The sequence below is a fragment of the Microcoleus sp. OTE_8_concoct_300 genome, from assembly GCF_031383065.1.
In the GTDB taxonomy this organism is placed as follows: Bacteria; Cyanobacteriota; Cyanobacteriia; order Cyanobacteriales; family Microcoleaceae; genus Microcoleus.
In genome coordinates, this window is the sequence record NZ_JANMZH010000496.1 from 32,211 (window position 1) to 50,755 (window position 18,545).

Annotated in this window: 17 protein-coding genes; 5 read left to right on the plus strand and 12 right to left on the minus strand. The window is 46.8% G+C overall.

What is annotated here, in order from left to right; all coding sequences use genetic code 11:
- Nucleotides 1-84 precede the first annotated feature (84 nt).
- Nucleotides 85-552: a hypothetical protein gene (locus ACUVJL_RS22640; protein ID WP_445247895.1), complete on the minus strand. Its 468-nt coding sequence runs from the start codon at nt 550-552 to the stop codon at nt 85-87.
- A gap of 55 nt (nt 553-607) precedes the next feature.
- On the opposite strand from ACUVJL_RS22640, the gene ACUVJL_RS22645 reads away from it, so the two are divergent.
- Nucleotides 608-1,228 (plus strand): histidine phosphatase family protein, encoded by a 621-nt coding sequence (locus ACUVJL_RS22645; protein ID WP_445247896.1) that lies wholly within the window; start codon nt 608-610, stop codon nt 1,226-1,228.
- Between the two features lie 37 nt (nt 1,229-1,265).
- On the opposite strand, the gene ACUVJL_RS22650 is transcribed toward ACUVJL_RS22645, so the two are convergent.
- Both ACUVJL_RS22650 and ACUVJL_RS22655 read right to left on the minus strand, forming a co-directional pair.
- Nucleotides 1,266-2,183, minus strand: coding sequence for a pentapeptide repeat-containing protein (locus tag ACUVJL_RS22650; protein WP_445247897.1), 918 nt, complete (start codon nt 2,181-2,183; stop codon nt 1,266-1,268).
- A gap of 3 nt (nt 2,184-2,186) precedes the next feature.
- The gene (locus ACUVJL_RS22655) at nt 2,187-2,660 is read right to left on the minus strand and encodes a hypothetical protein (RefSeq protein ID WP_445247898.1); all 474 of its coding nucleotides are present in this window, start codon (nt 2,658-2,660) and stop codon (nt 2,187-2,189) included.
- 156 nt (nt 2,661-2,816) lie between these two features.
- Here ACUVJL_RS22655 and ACUVJL_RS22660 point away from each other — a divergent pair, with 156 nt between their 5' ends.
- A complete protein-coding gene (locus ACUVJL_RS22660) occupies nt 2,817-3,200 on the plus strand; it encodes a VOC family protein (protein WP_445247899.1) in 384 nt (127 codons plus the stop codon).
- A gap of 175 nt (nt 3,201-3,375) precedes the next feature.
- On the opposite strand, the gene ACUVJL_RS22665 is transcribed toward ACUVJL_RS22660, so the two are convergent.
- Nucleotides 3,376-3,651, minus strand: a complete 276-nt coding sequence (locus tag ACUVJL_RS22665) for a hypothetical protein (protein ID WP_445247900.1) — start codon at nt 3,649-3,651, stop codon at nt 3,376-3,378.
- A 63-nt stretch (nt 3,652-3,714) separates the two neighbouring features.
- Nucleotides 3,715-4,386 (minus strand): phosphoribosyltransferase, encoded by a 672-nt coding sequence (locus ACUVJL_RS22670; protein WP_445247901.1) that lies wholly within the window; start codon nt 4,384-4,386, stop codon nt 3,715-3,717.
- A 193-nt stretch (nt 4,387-4,579) separates the two neighbouring features.
- Here ACUVJL_RS22670 and ACUVJL_RS22675 point away from each other — a divergent pair, with 193 nt between their 5' ends.
- On the plus strand, nt 4,580-5,266 hold the full coding sequence (locus ACUVJL_RS22675) for a uracil-DNA glycosylase (protein ID WP_333343692.1): 687 nt from the start codon (nt 4,580-4,582) through the stop codon (nt 5,264-5,266).
- A 252-nt stretch (nt 5,267-5,518) separates the two neighbouring features.
- Here ACUVJL_RS22675 and ACUVJL_RS22680 read toward each other — a convergent pair whose 3' ends face one another.
- From ACUVJL_RS22680 to tyrS, 3 genes are read right to left on the minus strand one after another with little or no spacing between them, the layout of a single operon-like run.
- Nucleotides 5,519-6,115, minus strand: coding sequence for a hypothetical protein (locus ACUVJL_RS22680; protein ID WP_445247902.1), 597 nt, complete (start codon nt 6,113-6,115; stop codon nt 5,519-5,521).
- A gap of 37 nt (nt 6,116-6,152) precedes the next feature.
- Nucleotides 6,153-6,863: an orotidine-5'-phosphate decarboxylase gene (pyrF, locus tag ACUVJL_RS22685; RefSeq protein ID WP_445247903.1), complete on the minus strand. Its 711-nt coding sequence runs from the start codon at nt 6,861-6,863 to the stop codon at nt 6,153-6,155.
- 42 nt (nt 6,864-6,905) lie between these two features.
- Nucleotides 6,906-8,135 (minus strand): tyrosine--tRNA ligase, encoded by a 1,230-nt coding sequence (gene tyrS, locus ACUVJL_RS22690; RefSeq protein ID WP_445247909.1) that lies wholly within the window; start codon nt 8,133-8,135, stop codon nt 6,906-6,908.
- 232 nt (nt 8,136-8,367) lie between these two features.
- Between tyrS and ACUVJL_RS22695 the strand changes: the two genes are divergently transcribed.
- Nucleotides 8,368-9,534 (plus strand): RNA-guided endonuclease InsQ/TnpB family protein, encoded by a 1,167-nt coding sequence (locus tag ACUVJL_RS22695; RefSeq protein WP_445247904.1) that lies wholly within the window; start codon nt 8,368-8,370, stop codon nt 9,532-9,534.
- Nucleotides 9,535-9,760: 226 nt separating this feature from the next.
- The gene (locus tag ACUVJL_RS22700) at nt 9,761-11,680 is read left to right on the plus strand and encodes a transglycosylase domain-containing protein (protein ID WP_445247905.1); all 1,920 of its coding nucleotides are present in this window, start codon (nt 9,761-9,763) and stop codon (nt 11,678-11,680) included.
- Between the two features lie 189 nt (nt 11,681-11,869).
- Here ACUVJL_RS22700 and ACUVJL_RS22705 read toward each other — a convergent pair whose 3' ends face one another.
- From ACUVJL_RS22705 to ACUVJL_RS22720, 4 genes are all read right to left on the minus strand, one after another.
- Nucleotides 11,870-13,363 (minus strand): IS5 family transposase, encoded by a 1,494-nt coding sequence (locus ACUVJL_RS22705; protein WP_445247906.1) that lies wholly within the window; start codon nt 13,361-13,363, stop codon nt 11,870-11,872.
- A gap of 179 nt (nt 13,364-13,542) precedes the next feature.
- A complete protein-coding gene (locus ACUVJL_RS22710) occupies nt 13,543-13,866 on the minus strand; it encodes a DUF1825 family protein (RefSeq protein ID WP_445247907.1) in 324 nt (107 codons plus the stop codon).
- Between the two features lie 231 nt (nt 13,867-14,097).
- A complete protein-coding gene (gene lepB / locus ACUVJL_RS22715; RefSeq protein ID WP_445247908.1) occupies nt 14,098-14,691 on the minus strand; it encodes a signal peptidase I in 594 nt (197 codons plus the stop codon).
- A 392-nt stretch (nt 14,692-15,083) separates the two neighbouring features.
- On the minus strand, nt 15,084-17,561 hold the full coding sequence (locus tag ACUVJL_RS22720) for an ATP-dependent Clp protease ATP-binding subunit (protein ID WP_333123162.1): 2,478 nt from the start codon (nt 17,559-17,561) through the stop codon (nt 15,084-15,086).
- Between the last annotated feature and the right edge of the window lie 984 nt (nt 17,562-18,545).

Genomic DNA, 18,545 nt, shown 5'->3' on the forward strand with positions numbered 1-18,545 from the left:
TTGGTTGCAAGACATTAAAGAAACCGGATTTTTACGACCAAAACTCTAGGCTTGGGTTTAGTTCCACGGGCTCAACCTAATAATTTAGGTCGCTACTGCTTTTTGTTTTTCTCGTTCTAACTTGCGCTGCTTCAAGGCTGCAAGATTTTGTTTAATCGTGTCGATCGCCAATCCAGTCCCCTGCTGTTGGTATAATTCGCTGGCACGGATCAAATCTGCAACAGCCTCGTCATCCGATCGCAAATTCGCAAAAGCCAAGGCGCGATTGTGGTAAGCTTCTGCCAAAGTTGAAATGAGTTCTAAAGCGCTGGTAAATTTATCTTTAGCTTTGCGGTAATTTCCCGACTGATAAGCCTCAATTCCTTGTTGGAAATAAACGGAAGCTTTGGTGCCCCTGTCAGTAGCTGGAAATTCTGGGGAACTTAAAATTGGTTCTTTAAAGAGTACAGAAATGCTGCCCTTGCCGAAGTAAGCCCAAGTCATTGTTCCCAACCCAATCCCCAGTACGAGGGCAACAATGACAGACAGAGCAATAAAATTTGTCAGTTCCATAGAGCAATATTTGTTGTATTATAATATGATAAGTTAATTTCTAAATTCTGCAACAATGGCTGCGCGGATTTACCTCAACGGTCAATGGTTTTTCGGCTCGCTAGCTTTAGTATTGTCGATCGGCTTAATTACTGCAACTGCAAGTTCTGACGCAGCAACCAAGGCGCAAACTCAAGCAGGGTGGCAATTGTTGCAGCGGGATGAGACGGGGTTAGTGGTAGCAATGCGACACGCGATCGCCCCAGGCACCGGCGATCCTGCTAACTTTAAGTTGGGTGACTGTTCCACCCAGCGCAATTTATCTGCACAGGGAAGAACCCAAGCCAAGCAAATTGGAGTTGAATTTCGCAACCGCAACATCAAAGTTGCCAGAGTTTTATCCAGTCAGTGGTGTCGGTGTTTGGAAACAGCAAAATTGATAAATTTAGGCAAAGTCGAACCGTTACCAGCGTTGAACTCGTTCTTTAGCGACAGCAGCAAAGAAGCCAGACAAACAGCAGCCATTCGCAAATTAATTGTTGACAACCGCAACAGAAAAGGCGCGATTATTATGGTAACTCATCAAGTAAATATTACCGCGATTACTGATATTGTACCGCAAAGCGGCGAAGCTGTGATTCTCAAAGGCTCTCCACAAGGTAAAATCCAAATAGTCGGACGAATTGGAGGATTTTAAGGAGGTATAAATTTACAGCAGATTGCGGTTAAAGTTTCTAACAATCGTCTAAAACTTCTCGAAGATAGGAAGATTTTTGCCGAACAGCAGGTGCTTCATCCAACAAGAGACTCTCAATAATTTGGGGCTCCAGTAACCTCGAATACTGTTCGTCTAGCCTGCACAACTCAATAGCAGCAAGTACGCCCGAAATTCTTTCCTCAGACTCCGACGACCTCATCCGGTTAATAGAAGCAAGCAATACATCGTTTGGTGGTGATAGAATCTCAACAAGGTTTCTCGCTTTCTCCCGTACAATCGAATGTCGATCTCCGAGACGTAAGAACATCCACTGCAATAAAATATTGTCACCCTGCGGGAATTCCTGATGCCTTAGATTTCCTAATGTTTCGAGGGCAATCGATCGCACATCCCACTCATCGTCAGCGAGGAGACAACCCAGTATGGGAGCAACAACAGGATTATCTAAAACTCCTAATTTGACCGCAGCATTATATCTGACATCATTGCGATCGGAAAGTGTTTCGGTAGCAGCAGCAGCAGCCACAACATCAGGCCACTTGGCCTCTGGACTTTTTCCCATCCAAAAATTATCGTTAAGATAATTAAAATCTCCTAGAAATTCGTCTGCTTGGTAGTGAAGGTGAGAATCTACTACAGACACATCTTGGCTAATAGCACCCCTAAAATCCGTTGGCGGATAATCATAATCATCCGAAGAAAAACAGCCAATAAATCGCGCTCGATCCAACTTTGCACCTTTAAATAAGGTACCATTCAGACGGCAACCAAAGAACTCTACCATTGATAAGTCGAGTCCTTCTAGACTGCAATTTCTTAAGTCACAGAAACTCAGAGTGTCCTTTGGCTTGATAGGAAGCTCATGCTTTGTATCCCGCCAGTTCCTGCCCTGATACGGTGTTTTGTAAGTGTTCTCTAGCTTAATAATATCCATTGATTATTTTCCTAACTGATCTTTCCAAGATTTTGCCCATCGGGGAATCACCGGATCGTTGCCGTTGCAGTAGTCTTTAGCCCATTGTAGCGCCTCTTCCATTTTTTGAATTTCTCTAGCAATCCTTTCTTTAGGCTCCTCAGGAGCAGAATGCAAAATTTGCAGTTTGCTTTGTAATGCTGAAATATATTCAATGCACTTTGTATCGTGGAGAGTGCCTTTTTTTAGGGACATTGGTGGCTTGTCCACTCTACCTTCAAATTGTTCCTTCATCACCATAAAAGCACAACTTCCATCTCCGTACTCTGCCTCTTCCCGATAGAGATCGTTCATAACCTCTTGAGCATCATCTATCGCCATAGCAACTGCACGCGGAAATCTAGATTCTGGATTCTCAATCAACCTAGAAGCTGGGGTTGTTGCAGTGACTCTGAGTCTTCTAAGATTCTGGTTCTCTTGATTTCCTTTTGGATTCATCTCACTTTGAATAGTAAAGGGATTGCAGGGCGAGCAATTGATTATACCAAGACTTGCACAGTCACTCCCTTTTAGCTCCGAAGTTTTGATATCGCAGTGAATGTTGTATAATATTACCAATTCCCCCTTACTAATTCCCAATTACCAATTTATTATATGAGTTTCCAATACAGCGCCGCCCTAGTGACTTTAGCAGACCTTGATAAAGAAGTTCTAGTTAAATTTTACACAAAATTTCTCGACATAGAACCAAACCCATACATTCCCAATACTTATGCTGAATTTCAACTTCCCGGCTTAAGACTCGGCATATTCAAACCCAAAGATTCCCACAAATCGGAATTTGCCAATCGAGGAAAAACAGGCATGAGTTTGTGTTTAGAAGTCAGCGATATCGAAACTGCGATCGCCCGAATTTGGGCTTTAGGTTATCCGCCCAGCGGAGAAATTATCAAAGCTTCTCACGGTCTAGAAATCTATGCCTTCGATCCTGCAGGCAACCGCATAATTTTACATCAATCCCATGAGAATTTAGGATGATGGCTAATGATTTGTGAACTCTCGATCTTCTCTTCTCTTCCTTCGCGTCTTCGCGGTTCGTTCAAAAAAAAATCTAGTTCACAACCCGCTGAGGATTGCTATAACTTATCCAATTGCTTCACCACCTTCGCAATGACATTGTAAAACCAGCCTCTACAAATCAAAACTGCCTTAACTATCTAATCAGTTCAGCAAAACTATAAAAACTGATAATTAATATTAATAACAACAAAGCAGTCAGGTGAGTTAGCTGAAATTGAGACCGCGGGTCGAGGCATTCCCGCACCCAAATTGAAAAAGACAAACCAATTATATAACTCAAAGACAGCGTTAAATACTGCCACTGCAATGTTACACTCCACAGCCCGAGCAAAATCATCGCCAAAGTCAACATCACCAACTCAACAAAGCGAGGCGGATCCTGCTGAGTAGACAGAATCAAAGTGTCCAACCAATATTGCCAAGGTCTCATGTTTTAGCGATCGAGCTTTTGGATTTAGCCTTCTAGCTTAACCTACGATCGCCATTGAGTTTGTTGCTGCAAACACCTTAAAGCCTCCGCCGTCTCAACCTGCGGAAATTGCCCGTAAAAGTGGCTGACACTGTAAAAAGGGTGAGGAGTCTCCAGAACGATCGCCTTATCGCCCATTCCCGCCAAAAATCCCATCAAATCTGCCGGGGCGACTGGCGCGCAAATCCACAAAGCCGCCGGTTGCTGCGACTGCAAAGCCTTAGCCGCCACAGCCATCGTCATCCCCGTAGCAATGCCATCATCTACCAAAATCGCCAAAGCCCCCGCCGCGCTGATATTTGGGCGTCCCGGAGACAAATCTGCCAGCAGAGATTGAGCATTATTTTGGGCCACGGGCAATGCTGATTTTTGCAAGCGCCAATTCTGCTGCTTTTGCTTTTCCCAGAGGACGTGACCGTCAGCCGTTGCAGCCCCGATCGCCAATTCTAAATTATCTGGGCGAGTAATTTTCTTAGCGACAACCACATCCAAAGGACAGCCCAAGCGGCGCGCAATCGGCACAGCAACGGGCAAACCCCCGCGCGGCAAGGCGTAAACAATCGGTTTCACAGCCTCCTGTGCCGTTAAATGCAACTTGCCGAGCTCGCCCACAACTGCCTCGGCCAGTTTTTCGCCAGCATCGGCGCGATCGTCAAAAAACGGGTTAGAGAACATATTTTTGCCTGTACGAGCTCAACCAAACAATTGGAGATTGTGCGAGTGTTAATTGGAGATTGGGCGCGCGTGCGTAGCTATCCCGTAGGGAATCGACAGCCTCGCATACAAGCTTCTAGCCAATCTCAAATCACCAAACCCGATCTAAACTATAAACTCTAGACTCAAAAAAATCTCCCTAATTGTAAAATTTATGTCCAGCGACTTGCAACTGAGCCTTTTTGACAACAATCAAAGTGCCACTTTCCAAACTGACTCAATACCAGCAAATGCCAAAATTCCCATTCCTCCGGGCACTTATCAAAATATGGAACAAATCGGCGAGCACTGCAACCGCTGCTACCGCTGCGAATTGGGCAACAGCCGCACTCACGCCGTCATCGGGCGCGGCAATCCTCAAGCCTCAATTTTGATTGTGGGAGAAGCGCCCGGACAAAACGAAGACGAAACCGGATTGCCCTTCGTCGGGCGATCGGGCAAACTGTTAGATAAGATTTTAGAATCCGTGGGATTGAGTGCAGAAACCGACGTATTCATTGCCAACGTCATCAAATGTCGCCCTCCCAACAACCGCCCTCCGACAGCAAAAGAAATCGAAGCTTGCAAACCTTACTTGCTCGAACAAATTCGCATCTTAGACCCCAAAATTATTTTATTAACCGGTGCTACAGCCCTGAAAGGTTTGCTAAGCGACAAGCGGCCCATTAGTAAAATTAGAGGTCAATGGATTGAATGGGAAAATCGTTTGTGTATGCCAATTTTTCACCCGTCGTACTTGCTGCGAAACCCCTCCCGCGAACCGGAAACTCCGAAATGGTTTATGTGGCAAGATATGCAACTAATCAAGGCTAAACTAGACGAATTCAAAGAGCAATTATAATATTTTTTGTTTGTGCTTTGTATGGGCGGGTTTCACGAACAATAATTGCCTAAAACAGATAATCTCGTAAACCCGCCCCCACGGTAAATCCCTCAACCGAAAATTCGTGGATTTTCTGATACCTCTGTCAGGAACAGGCAAGATGCCTGTTCCACAATAAAATTATTATCTGTCAGGAACAGGCAAGATGCCTGTTCCACAATAAAAAATATTTCATGTGGGGTGGGCGTCTCGCCCGCCCAAAAATACAATTTAGTGGCGAGACAACTTATTTTTTGCATGACAATCGCGCAACCACAAACGAATAGCCTCAGCAATTTCGCTTTCACTATCTTGACCTAATAAAGGACGAATATCCGCCGCAGTACCAAACCGAGAAACGATTTTTGCCAACACCCACCCGTTCTCCGTTTTAGTGAAAAATAACCAATGATATTGCTCAATTTCGACTGGTTTTCCCCCGCGATACTGCCGTTCCAAAGTAGTAATGAAAACTTGACTAGCATTCTCAGGAATTGCATCCCCAGAATTTAAAGGTAACGGTTCAAACTCCGGGCGACCGGCTAAAATTATTTGAGGCAGCGCGTAACCGGGCGGTGTAGAAGTTTTAGGAGAAAAGTGCGATCGCACAATTACGCGGTTAGCATAACTCGGCAAATCTTGCAACAGACGATCGACCAAAGCTTCTAAATCAGCGGGACAGGGCGATCGCACTAACAAATCATACCGACTGGGATTTATACTGTTAGCAGGATTTGTCACAAAATTAACTGCCCAAGTCGGAGTTGCAACCGCAGATATCAGCAGATAAACACAGATGAACGCAGATAAAATTCCCTTGGCGTTCATCGGCTTTTATCGGCGGTAAAAAACAACATTTGTATTGTTACTCCAACTCTTCACAAATACGGGTAAAAGCCGCCACTGGATCGGGCGCAGCAGTAATTGGCCGCCCAATCACCAGATAATCCGCACCAGCTTTTAAAGCGGCCTTTGGAGTCATCGATCGTTTTTGATCGCCCCCATCAGCCCAGGTCGGACGCACACCGGGACAAACTAACAGAAAATCCTTTCCGCAACTCATTCTTAACTGTTCCACTTCTTGCGGAGAACAAACAGCACCAGCTAAACCCGTTTCCTTAGCCAACAATGCCATGTGCAAAGCATATTCTGGCAACTCCAAAGGTATTTTTAACTCAAAAGCCAACTGTCGCGAATTCAAACTCGTTAACAGGGTAATTGCAATCAACTTAGGAGTCGGTCGATCGACAGCCGCGGCCCCTTCAGTCAAAGCCAACTGTGCCGCTTTCAAAGCATCTTTACCACAAGTAGAATGGATCGTCAATAAATCCACATTGTACTTAGCAGCAGCACGACAAGCACCAGCCACAGTATTCGGGATATCGTGAAACTTCAAATCGAGAAAAATCCGCTTTTCCCGCTGTTTTAAAATTTCCAAAATCCCCGGGCCAGAGCTCAAAAACAGTTCCAAACCGACTTTCCAGAAAGATACTTGCGGGAGTTTGTCCACAAGGACGATCGCCTCTTCTTGACTCGAAACATCCAAAGCAACAATAATTCGATTATCAGCGTTCATCAGCGTTCATCTTCAGTATTCATCTGCGGTTAAAAAAGAGATTCAAGACACCAATCGCACAAACTTATTCTTCCCAACCTGCAAAACCTTACCCCATAAATCAGCAGGTGATTCAAAAGTAAGATTAACATCAGAAACCCGATCGCCCTCCAACTTCACCCCACCGCCCTGCATCAACTTCCGCGCATCACCGCTACTTTTACAAAGCCCGCTAGCACTCAGAATATAAAACAACTTAGCCGGAAACTGGACGTTTGCCAAAGAAAACTCCGCCACAGCATCCGCTTGTCCCGCAGCACCTTTAACCAGCGCAATTGCATCTTGTTGTGCGTGATCGGCTGCTTCCTTCCCCCGATACTGGCGCACCACCTCCACAGCCAAAAGTTTCTGTTTTTCTCGCGGATTTTCTGGCAATTCATCAAGCGGCAAATCTGTCAATAGTTCAAAATACTGGGCGATCGAACTATCAGCAATTTTCTCCAACTTAGAATACATCGTCAGCGGGTCTTCCGACAAACCCACATAATTGTTCAAAGACTTCGACATCTTCTGCACCCCGTCAGTTCCGATCAAAATCGGCATCAGCAAACCAAACTGCGGTTTCATCCCAAAATGCCGCTGCAAATCTCTCCCCACCGCAAGATTAAACTTTTGGTCAGTTCCCCCCAACTCAACATCCGCTTCCAAAGCCACCGAATCGTAACCCTGCATTAGCGGATACAGAAACTCATGCAGATAAATTGGATTTTCCTGCTGCATCCTGTTATCAAATCCCTCTTTAGCGAGCATCTGCTGCACCGTCATCGTCCCCAGCAGTTCCAAAATCTTCGCCAAATCCAATTTCGACAACCACTCGGAGTTATAGCGAATGGACAAACGCCCGGGTGTGTCAAAATCTAGAATCGGACGCACTTGGTCTAAATAAGTCTTGGCATTTTCCGCCACTTGTTCGGCCGTCAACTGGCTGCGCATCTCAGATTTCCCTGTCGGGTCGCCAATTCTTGCGGTAAAATCTCCGATGACTAGTACCGCTGTGTGACCGGCATCCTGAAAAGCTCGGAGCTTGCGGATGCAAATGCTGTGTCCCAAGTGAATGTCACTGCCTGTCGGGTCAATTCCGAGTTTGACGCGCAACGGTCGATCGACTTTTGCCAGCAGTTGGGCTAAATTTTCGTCAGGGTTGCTAGAAGCAGGTCGATCGGGAAAAATCTCGCTGACGCCGCGGTAAAGCGCTGAAAGGTTAGGAGTTATCATCGGGGAGCGATCGTCCATCGTATTTTGCCAAAGTGCAGCAGAATTAGTTACACTCACTGGTGGTTGACGCATAAAAACATAACTATAGCGCGAAGCCGTGAGAACCCCGGTCTTTCCAGCCGGGGATGAAACGCAGCAGCAGCTTTTAAGATCCCAGTCACCGCTTTTAAAATAATCCTACAAGATAATGTAAAATTTTGTAGAAGGAGGTGATTGAACCCTGTTAACCCTGACTTACGAGTACAAAGCAATGCCCACAAATGAGCAGATTCGGCTAATAGAACACACCCTAGACTTGTGCCGAAAAGTGTGGAATTTTGCTCTGCGTGAGCGCTCATACTGGATTAATTCTCGCAAGTGTCCGGTGAATGCTTGTTCAATCATCTCTGAGTACATCATTCCAGCTAATGAACTCTACCCAAACTACAATGCTCAAGCCAAGTCTTTAACACTTGCCAAAGAGCAGTATCCAGAACTGAAAACTGTTAACGCCCAAGTGCTGCAACAAGTCCTGAGAAAACTTGAAACAGCATTCATTGATATGAAGCGCAAGGGAATGGGGTTTCCCCGATTCAAAAATCGGTACAAAATTCGGTCATTCGTTTACCCGCAACTGGGTAAAGCTCAATTCCTGAAGGACAATCAAATCAAGTTGCCGCAGTTGGGGTGGTTAGAGTATGTCAAGTCACGCAAGATTCCCGACGGTTTTTTAGTTAAACAAGCTCGGATTGTTCGCAAGGCTTCCGGGTATTTTGTGATATTGACACTAGAATGTGACGTGAATGTGCCCGATGTTTTACCATCGGGTTATCCCGTAGGATTGGATTTAGGTCTAGACAAGTTTGTTGCCACCTCCAATGGTGCGTTGATTGAACGTCCTCGATTCTTAGATTCGCTGCACCGCAAGCTGACATTGCTGCAACGCAGATTGAAGCAAAAGCAAAAAGGCTCCAGCAATCGGCACAAATTAAATCGGCAAATTGCACGATTGCATCAACGCATTGCCGATACTCGAAAAGACTGGCATTTCAAACTAGCACACTCGCTTTGTGAAGATGCTGGGATGATGTTTGTCGAAGATATCGACTTTCGAGTCGGGGCGAAAGGAATGCTGGGTAAACATATCTTAGATGCTGGATTCGGGCAATTTGTTTCAATCCTGCAATGGGTGTGTTGGAAGCGTGGCGTTTACTTTGACAGGGTGAACAAAGATTACACCTCGCAAGTTTGTCCTCAATGCGATACGCATAGCGGAAAAAAAGAATTAAAGGACAGAGTTCATTCCTGCCCTGAATGCGGTTACACGACTCATCGAGACGTAGCGGCCGCACAAGTGATCCGCTTTTCAAGGAATCTCTGCGCTGGGACGCAGCGTGGCTCAAATTGCCTGTGGAGACGGTCTGACGGGGACTCTTAACAGTCTAGTTAAGAGTCAACGAAGCAGCGAAGTTGCGGTGGAGAGGCACGGCTTCAGTCTGCCTTGTAACATCCTTTGAGAATCCATGTGCATTTATGCCGGGGAGTACGTCAACAAGCTACTATAATCCCAAAGCTGACCGGCTTTCATTAGCTGACAATCTCTAGGGTTCGCATCTAAAATTAAAAGTCTTACACCCCAAATCGAGTGAGGAAGTGAAATCCACGTGTCAACCAACGCAGTCCGCAAAAACACGGAAAACTCAGCCCCCGTATTCGAGTTTGTTCAGTCAGTCAGTAAAGTGACCGCCGGAACCATACTCAGCATGACAATGCTTGCCAGTTCCGTAGTCGCTGGCGGACTGGTTGGCTTAGCGATCAGCTTCCGCAATTTGCCAGATGTTCGGATCTTGCAAACCTACTCTCCTACAGAAACTACCCACATTTACGACATCAACGGCAAGCCCCTAGCCAGCATCCACGACGAAGCCAACCGGGATGTCGTACCCCTTGACCAAATCTCCCCGAACCTGAAACGAGCCGTTCTGGCGATCGAAGATAGCAACTTCTTTACCCACAAAGGCATCAACCCCGGCGGGATAGCCCGAGCTCTCATAGTCAACCTAGAGAAAGGTAGAACCGTTGAAGGCGGCTCGACTATGACTATGCAGCTAGTCAAGAACCTGTTTCTTTCTCCTCAGTCAAAATTTAGTCGCAAGGTAGCTGAAGCGGTAATGTCTATCCGCTTGGAGCAAATTCTCAACAAAGACCAAATTTTGCAACTATACCTGAATCAAATCTACTTAGGTCACAACTTGTACGGCGTAGAGACAGCCTCTCGAAGCTATTTCAACAAGTCAGCAAATAATTTGACTCTTTCAGAAGCAGCCATGCTGGCCGGCTTAATTTCTGCCCCCGAAGAATACAGTCCTTTCGTCAATTACAAGTTGGCAAAAGATCGGCAGGAAATCGTTTTAAAGCGGATGAAGGAGCTCAAATGGATTACGCCGGCCCAAGAGACTGCCGCCCGAGGGGAAAAAATTAAGCTAGGCAAAATTACCTCTTTTGGCGGCTCTCAAGTTCCTTACGTAACGCAAGCCGTAGTCCAGGAACTGACGAGACGTTTCGGGCGAGATGCTGTGGTTAAGGGAGGAATGCGCGTTCAAACCACGATCGACCTCAAAATGCAGCGCATAGCCGAAGAAACCGTCAAAGCGTGGCACGAAAGGCTTTACTACCAAGGGCTGTTTTACGATCGCGAGGAAGGTCAAATTGCCCTAGCCGCCGTCGATCCCCGCACCCACTTCGTCAAAGCAATGGTTGGCGGCGTCGATTACGAAAAGAGTCAGTTCAACCGCGCCATTCAAGCACGCCGCCAGCCCGGATCTTCTTTTAAGCCTTTTGTCTACTACGCTGCCTTTGCTAGCGGCAAATACACCCCGGATTCAGTTGTCTACGACTCCCCTGTCGGCTACCGCGACGGCGACGGCTACTACTACCCTCAAAACTACGGCGGCGGCTTCTCCGGTGCCGTCAGCATCCGCAGAGCTTTGGAAGTATCTCTGAACATTCCCGCCATCAAGCTGGGGCAAGAAGTCGGATTGAATAAAGTGATTGAGATTTGTCGGGTACTCGGCATCAGAAGTCCCATGGAACCGGTGATTTCTTTGCCCTTGGGTGCCGTTGACCTAACTCCTTTAGAAATGGCCGGAGCTTTTGCTACCTTCGCCAACAACGGCTGGCATTCTGACACCACGTTTATCGTGCAAGTCACTGACAGCAGCGGCAACGTCTTGCTCGACAATACGCCCAAACCCAAATTAGTTCTCAATTCCTGGGCGGCGGCATCTGTCAACAGCGCCCTGCAAGGGGTAATTAACAGCGGAACAGCCAGGGCGGCTCAACTTGGGCGGCCTGCTGCTGGGAAAACTGGTACAACTTCCTCAGAACGGGATATCTGGTTTGTGGGTTACGTGCCGCAGTTGTCCGTGGCTGTTTGGATGGGCAACGACAATTATAGACCGATGAGCTACGGTGCTACTGGCGGTGGGATTGTCGCCCCTGTTTGGCGCGATTTTATGAGCCAAGCTTTGCAGGGAGTTCCCGCAGAAAATTTCAAACCTGCTTCAGCTTTTGAGCGGCCTTAATTATCAGTCCTTAGTCATTAGTCCTTAGTCATCAGTCCTTAGTCATTAGTCCTTAGTCATCAGTCATCAGTCCTTAGTCATTAGTCATTAGTCAACTGTCAACTCTCAACTCTCAACTGCTTTTGAGCGGCCTTAATTAGGGTTTGCTGAATAAATAATGGAAGACCCAGAGAAGGATTGATGATTGATTCAAGCCGACGCTCGAATAAGTTTTTGTTGGCTCTCGTAAGTAGAGTGATAGTTTTTGATAATGACTAGCCTGGAAACAAGTGTTGTTTTCGCAAATAGACACAAAAACACACACAAAAACCGTTTGAGTCCGGTAGAAAGATTCATGACTAAAAAAGTAATAGCAATGGCAGTTCGAGAAGTATTTGGAAGTTTAGCCATTACGAGAGCGAGGCTAAATCTTCGCTTTCCTTGACCGAACTTTCCCTCAATCGAACTGCGAATTTTCTCATCTTCTAATGCTTGCTTCTTTTTTTCTGGACTGACATTTGCTGGCGGTCTTCCGTCATGAGGGCCACTGATTCTAATCCCTCTTTCTTTACACCAAGCTCGGTTCTCTCTCGTCCGATAAATGCGATCGACATGAACAGATTCTGGATAAGAGCCGGTCAAGTTGCGATAGGCTTCTACTTGAGCCTTGAAGTCTCCTGATTCGTTAAAGTTATCCCAACTTATCCGGTCTAAAAATACATATCCCTCAAAGCTGCTCGCTGAGAGTTTTGCGCCAAACTCTACGGGTTGTCCGGCTTTTCCCCTGACTATGGGACGGATCTGGGGTTGACTTAAACTTACAATTCGGTGTTCAATACTTTGTTTATTATTTTTAAATAACTCCAACTGTTGCCGATAGACTTCGGACACCACGAGCAACATCTTATATTGCTTTTTACTGAGGCTTTCTAGGGTCGCTCCTGACTCGATTAGCTGTGCGATATGAGATAGGTTTTTTTTGAGATACTGGAGTTGTTTTTTAATCGCTTTTCTTTTCTGTTGCCGGGAAGGTCGTCGTTGTTTAGCGACTTTTAAGTAGTCTTTTCGAGCAATCTGACGGTAGGTTCTGGGTTTTTTAAGAATTTTCTCTTTCAGTGGTTCATAGAGGACATCTACAATTTTTTCCGTGTGTTGTCTGGCTTGATTTAAGAGTTTTAAGTCGGTCGGATAACTAATATCGGCTGGGGCACAAGTGGCATCTATGATTAATTTTCCTTGATTTTTCGGCGGCTCAATTTCTGCTGATTGATTTTTTTTTTCGCCGTCGGCGCTGCCGATTTCTCGCAATCTTCTCACGACTTCTCCATTGACTTTGTTAACGAGTTCGGCGCTGATTCTTTGCCGGAAGTGAACTAATAAAGACGGGTCAAATGGCACTTCATTGCTGTAAGATAACTGACCTATAAAGTATTGCAGGTAAGGGTTCTCTCGGATTTGCTCGACGGTTTCTCTATCACTAATTCCCAGCTTTTCTTTAATGATTAATGACCCTAACGCCAGCCGAAACGATTTAGCTGGGGGACCGACTTCTGTCTCGAAGTTTTGAGCATATTCTGCTTCAAATTCTGACCAAGGAATTAGCTGGGCTAGTTGCACCCAACGGTTATCTGCTGCCAACTTTCCCCCGAAGGGGAGGTCAAAGTCTTCTGCAGGGCTTGGGGCTTGTTCCACTTTTCGGTACATGATCGCCAAGGGGGATGCACGGCTTTTGAGCTATTTTAGCAGTTTTTCTGGCACGCTTACCACCCAAGTAGCGCTCACAAACCCAATTAGCGTCACTTTTTTCTCGTTATTCAGCAAGCCCTAATTATCAGTCATTCGTAGTCAGTCAACTGTCAACTGTCAACTGTCAACAGTTGAACTTATGCTTGTTTTTCCAGCTCAGATTTCATCCGCTCCAGCGTTGAGTTCATTTGCTCAAACATCTGCTGGGGCGTGATGCCAAATTGATTGAGCTGTGTTTTTAACTGCTCTACAGTCATCTGAGCCATGAAGTCCTCAGACAGCTCGAAGCGCTTCATAAAAATACGGTAGCGCTCCATCATTGATTCCATCTGAGCGATGAACATTTTCTTGCCTTCGCGATCAAATTTTCCGTAATTGCCGCCTAGTTTGATGAGAGATTGATAGTCTTCAAACAACAGCTTGGCTTCTTGTTGAACAATTTCTGAATCAAAAAATCCCATAGCTTTCCTAATTTTTTAATATTCTACTAATTTTGATCTAGGCGAGAAATCCCGCTGCTTTTTGTACCATTTTATCAGTTGTCGGAGGAAGTCCCTACCCCTTAAGGCACAAGAATAAGTAGAAATTTCCGTACAGGATAAGGCATGGGCATTGGGCATTGGGCTGGCGATGACAACAGTCAACAGTCAACTGTCAACTGTCAACAGTCAACTGTCAACTGTCAACTGACTTTAAACTTCCCCGATGCGTTCTAGAGGCCAAAACCGCACTACCGCACGGCCGATGATATTCTGCTTAGGTAAAAATCCCCACCTGCTCGAGTCGTTGCTGTTGTTGCGGTTGTCTCCCATCACAAAGTATTCATTTTCTGGGACGGGATAAGGCCCCCACTCGTATTTAGGAGGTTCGGCAATATATTTTTCGACGAGGGGTTTGTCGTTGAGATAAACTAAACCTTTTTTAACAGCGACGGTTTGACCCGGTAAGCCAATTATCCGCTTGATGAATGCTTGGTCTTGGGTAAAGCCTTGTTCTTGCAACTTTTCAGGCGGGGCAAATACTACGATGTCGCCAGTTTTTGGAGGTTGCAGGTAGTAGGAGATTTTTTCGACTACGACGCGATCGCCCACGTGGAGAGTTGGTACCATAGAATCTGAGGGTATGTAGCGCGGTTCGGCGATCAACGCTCGAATAACTATTGCTAAACTCAAAGCAATAATCACTATCTGAAGATTTTCAAAGCCCGACTTCCACGCTTTCTGCCACCAGGTTTCAGGCGGATTTTCTACTACTTTTGTACCCAAATTATTGTTTTCAGATGTCATGAAATTCCTCGCTATATAATAGTTGCCACTAATTTTCTGATTAAGCTCGCTCAGCATTTAAATTGCATCTCAAGAAGTAATCAAACCCTGAGCGGGCAAGGCACGCGAACCCGCCCAAAATATACAATTTAAATGCAGTAAAGCTTACCATTGAAGTATGTCGCTGTTAATTACTAGACTTGAAGTGCAGGCATTCGCTTTCCTATCTTGAAATACATCTGCGGTTGCCCGATCGATCAAAGATTTATGCAATAAGTCTACTCTTGATATTACCTCATAAAAAAGGCAGAGAATTTAAATTCTCTACCTTTTTTACGTGAGGATTTTGAATTATTGGCGATCGCGAGATTGGTTATTTCAAAACTTTACTCGCGATCGCACGCCACTCACTCTTACTCAGCGCCTTGGGGCAGCAATTCCCGCTTTTGACCTTGCACTACCTTGATAATTCCGTCCTCGCCCACATCCACAACAGCGGTGTCGCCGTCTTTGACGCGGCCAGAAAGGATTTCCTCAGCCAAACTGTCTTCCAACAACCGCATGATGGCGCGGCGCAGGGGTCTGGCTCCGTAGCTGGGGTTGTAGCCTTCTTCTACCAGCCGTTCTTTGAATTTTTCGGTCACTTCCAGGGTGATGCCCTGTTCTGTCAAGCGGCCGAACACTTCTTTGAGCATAATCACGGCGATTTCCTTCACTTCTTCCCTGTTCAACTGGCGGAAGACGATAATTTCGTCTAGGCGGTTGAGGAATTCGGGGCGGAAGTAGTTTTTGAGTTCTTCGTTAACCAAGGAGCGAATGCGGTTGTAATTGGCATCGGTTTGGTTTTCGCTGAACTCGAAGCCGAGGCCGCCGCCGCCTTTTTCAATCACCTTAGAACCGATGTTTGAGGTCATAATCAGCAGCGTGTTTTTGAAGTCCACGGTGCGACCTTTGGCATCTGTTAGGCGGCCGTCTTCCAATATTTGCAGCAGCATATTGAAGACATCGGGGTGGGCTTTTTCGATTTCGTCAAACAGCACGACGGTGTAAGGACGGCGGCGGACTGCTTCTGTGAGTTGGCCGCCTTCGTTGTACCCGACGTAGCCTGGAGGAGAACCGATGAGTTTGGAGACGGTGTGCCGTTCCATGTATTCCGACATATCCAGCCGAATCATCGCGTCTTCGGAACCGAAGAAGTAGCCGGCTAGGGCTTTGGTGAGTTCGGTTTTGCCAACGCCTGTGGGCCCGGAGAAGATGAAACTGGCGATCGGGCGATTGGGATTTTTCAAGCCAACGCGAGCGCGACGGATGGCGCGGGAAACGGCTTTCACTGCTTCTTCCTGCCCGATCAAGCGCTGGTGCAAGGTATCTTCCATGTGCAGCAGCTTTTCGGATTCGGATTCGGTCAGTTTGTTTACCGGGACGCCCGTCCAGCTTGCCACGATTTGAGCGATATCTTCTTCTGTGACTACTGGCGATGGGTCTGTTTCGCCGGTGCGGGCCGAGTCGGTTTTTTTAGCTTGGGAAATAGCGCGAATTTCGGCTTTGATGGTCATTTCCCGATCGCGCAATTCGCCGGCTTTGTCAAAGTCTTGAGAACGCACCGCTTCGTCTTTATCTTTGAGGACTTGGCGGAGTTCCTTGTCAAGTTCTTTGGCTGCGGGGGGCAGTTGCGAGTTGATCAAGCGGACTCTAGAACCAGCTTCGTCTACCAAGTCAATTGCTTTGTCTGGGAGGAAGCGATCGGAGATGTACCGATGTGAGAGTTTGGCGGCAGCTTCCAATGCCGTGTCCAAGATTTTCAGCTTGTGGTGCTGTTCGTAGCGTTCCCGCAGACCGAAGAGAATCTCGATCGTCTCGTCAACAGTGGGTTCGCCGACCATGACGGGCTGGAAGCGCCGTTCTAGGGCTGCATCGCGCTCGATGTGCTTGCGGTACTCGTCGAGGGTGGTAGCGCCGATACACTGGAGCTCGCCTCTTGCCAAAGCCGGCTTGAGAATGTTGGCCGCGTCGATCGCCCCTTCAGCCGCACCTGCACCGATCAAAGTGTGCACTTCGTCAATCACCAAAATCACGTTACCCGCAGTGCGGATTTCGTCCATGATTTTTTTGAGGCGTTCTTCAAATTCGCCCCGGTATTTCGTCCCCGCAACCAGCAAGCCGATGTCGAGGGTAACAACGCGCTTTTCTTCAAGGATATCTGGGATGTCGTTGTTAGCGATGCGCTGGGCCAGACCTTCGGCGATCGCGGTTTTGCCGACTCCGGGTTCGCCGATGAGCACCGGGTTATTTTTGGTGCGGCGACCCAGGATTTGAATTACCCGTTCGATTTCTTTTTGGCGTCCGACTACTGGGTCTAGTTTGCCATCGACCGCCATTTGAGTGAGGTTGGCTCCAAATTCATCGAGGGTGGGGGTTTTGGTGCGAGCGCCGCCGCCAGTGGCTGCGACTTCTGCGGTTTCTCCCAGCATCCGAATCACTTGGGTACGGACTTTCGACAAGTCTACTCCCAGATTTTCTAAGACTCTAGCCGCTACTCCTTCACCTTCCCGGATCAGGCCCAGCAGCAGGTGTTCGGTGCCGATGTAGTTGTGTCCGAGTTGGCGAGCTTCTTCTAGGGATAGTTCTAGAACCCGCTTGGCGCGGGGGGTGAACGGAATTTCTACTGCTACGAAGCCCGAACCGCGCCCGATGATTTTTTCCACTTCAATCCGAGCGTCTTTGAGGTTGACCCCCATTGATTTGAGGACTTTAGCTGCAACCCCGGTTCCTTCACCGATCAGACCCAGGAGGATCTGTTCTGTCCCTACGAAGTTGTGACCCAGGCGGCGAGCTTCTTCCTGGGCCAACATGATTACTTTTATTGCTTTTTCTGTGAAGCGTTCAAACATGATTTATTCCCATCACCTGCTGCTAAGTGCCCGTTTCGAGGTCACGCTCGCACAACGAGCGTTTTTGTTCTCGTAGGGACAGGGCAATGCCGTGTCCCTACTCGTACTGCTTATTCTAGCGTGACACTCCCAACCGCTCTGCCGCACTGGAAAAGCGGTTGCAGATTCTAGGCTGCCGTTGCAGGATGGCTTTCAACTGGGAAGACCCAAATGGTGGCTGACCTACAACCTCCCCTAGACTGCAAGAAGATTGCTCTTCTCGGCCTGTGCCCAACCTACGACTATGTATTGAGGATTCTAGCACAATCTTTTTGGCTGTCATGCAGGTGCAAAACTGATAGTTCTCCAAGTCACAGGCCGGGTTTTGTACAAAACTTATTAGTTTAGATGGGCGATCGATCCCCTAAACTCATCCTTAAGCGACAGCCCATCTCAAGAATTTGTTGCTTTGGCATGGTGAGAGCGAGCTGGGCTTTCTTTATCTAAAATTTTGCCTCAGATGCGTTGGGGATTTGGGTAGTATTGATTTCAGCTTCCGCTATTACATTGATCCTGGGGTGTGGCGCTTCTTACACACCATTGCTGAGATTGTGGAGACCAAGCGACCCGAACAGCAAAAAGCTTTTTTTGGCGGCGACAGCCTTTAAGGACTTCTTTACCAAAAAGCTGGGTTTAAAGCCCCGTCCTTCTAGGACGGCTTTTTCTCTTTGAGTTTGTCAATCCAGTTTTCTATAAGTTGAGTCATTGTTTTTCTTCTTGCTTGGCAATTCTCCGCAATTTCTCTAACCGACTCACTGCAATATGAACGCTTAATCTTTCTCTGGTCATTTGGCTACCCAATTGCTATAGCAATCCTAAATCAGTTGCAAACTAATCTGGCTTCACTAATCATGATTAAGTTGGTATTAATTCAGGGTTTTCCACAAAAAAGTCATACATATATAATTTGTAAAAATCAAAAATCTGACAATGAGTTACCAGCAT

Coding starts and splice junctions, on each gene's coding strand:
- lepB (WP_445247908.1), bottom strand. CDS start 14,691: ATGACATCTGAAAACAATAATTTGGGTACAAAAGTAGTAGAAAATCCG.
- ACUVJL_RS22645 (WP_445247896.1), top strand. CDS start 608: ATGGCTGCGCGGATTTACCTCAACGGTCAATGGTTTTTCGGCTCGCTA.
- tyrS (WP_445247909.1), bottom strand. CDS start 8,135: ATGGACGATCGCTCCCCGATGATAACTCCTAACCTTTCAGCGCTTTAC.
- ACUVJL_RS22705 (WP_445247906.1), bottom strand. CDS start 13,363: ATGTACCGAAAAGTGGAACAAGCCCCAAGCCCTGCAGAAGACTTTGAC.
- ACUVJL_RS22680 (WP_445247902.1), bottom strand. CDS start 6,115: ATGAACGCCAAGGGAATTTTATCTGCGTTCATCTGTGTTTATCTGCTG.
- ACUVJL_RS22670 (WP_445247901.1), bottom strand. CDS start 4,386: ATGTTCTCTAACCCGTTTTTTGACGATCGCGCCGATGCTGGCGAAAAA.
- ACUVJL_RS22655 (WP_445247898.1), bottom strand. CDS start 2,660: ATGAATCCAAAAGGAAATCAAGAGAACCAGAATCTTAGAAGACTCAGA.
- pyrF (WP_445247903.1), bottom strand. CDS start 6,863: ATGAACGCTGATAATCGAATTATTGTTGCTTTGGATGTTTCGAGTCAA.
- ACUVJL_RS22695 (WP_445247904.1), top strand. CDS start 8,368: ATGCCCACAAATGAGCAGATTCGGCTAATAGAACACACCCTAGACTTG.
- ACUVJL_RS22650 (WP_445247897.1), bottom strand. CDS start 2,183: ATGGATATTATTAAGCTAGAGAACACTTACAAAACACCGTATCAGGGC.
- ACUVJL_RS22660 (WP_445247899.1), top strand. CDS start 2,817: ATGAGTTTCCAATACAGCGCCGCCCTAGTGACTTTAGCAGACCTTGAT.
- ACUVJL_RS22640 (WP_445247895.1), bottom strand. CDS start 552: ATGGAACTGACAAATTTTATTGCTCTGTCTGTCATTGTTGCCCTCGTA.
- ACUVJL_RS22720 (WP_333123162.1), bottom strand. CDS start 17,561: ATGTTTGAACGCTTCACAGAAAAAGCAATAAAAGTAATCATGTTGGCC.
- ACUVJL_RS22710 (WP_445247907.1), bottom strand. CDS start 13,866: ATGGGATTTTTTGATTCAGAAATTGTTCAACAAGAAGCCAAGCTGTTG.
- ACUVJL_RS22675 (WP_333343692.1), top strand. CDS start 4,580: ATGTCCAGCGACTTGCAACTGAGCCTTTTTGACAACAATCAAAGTGCC.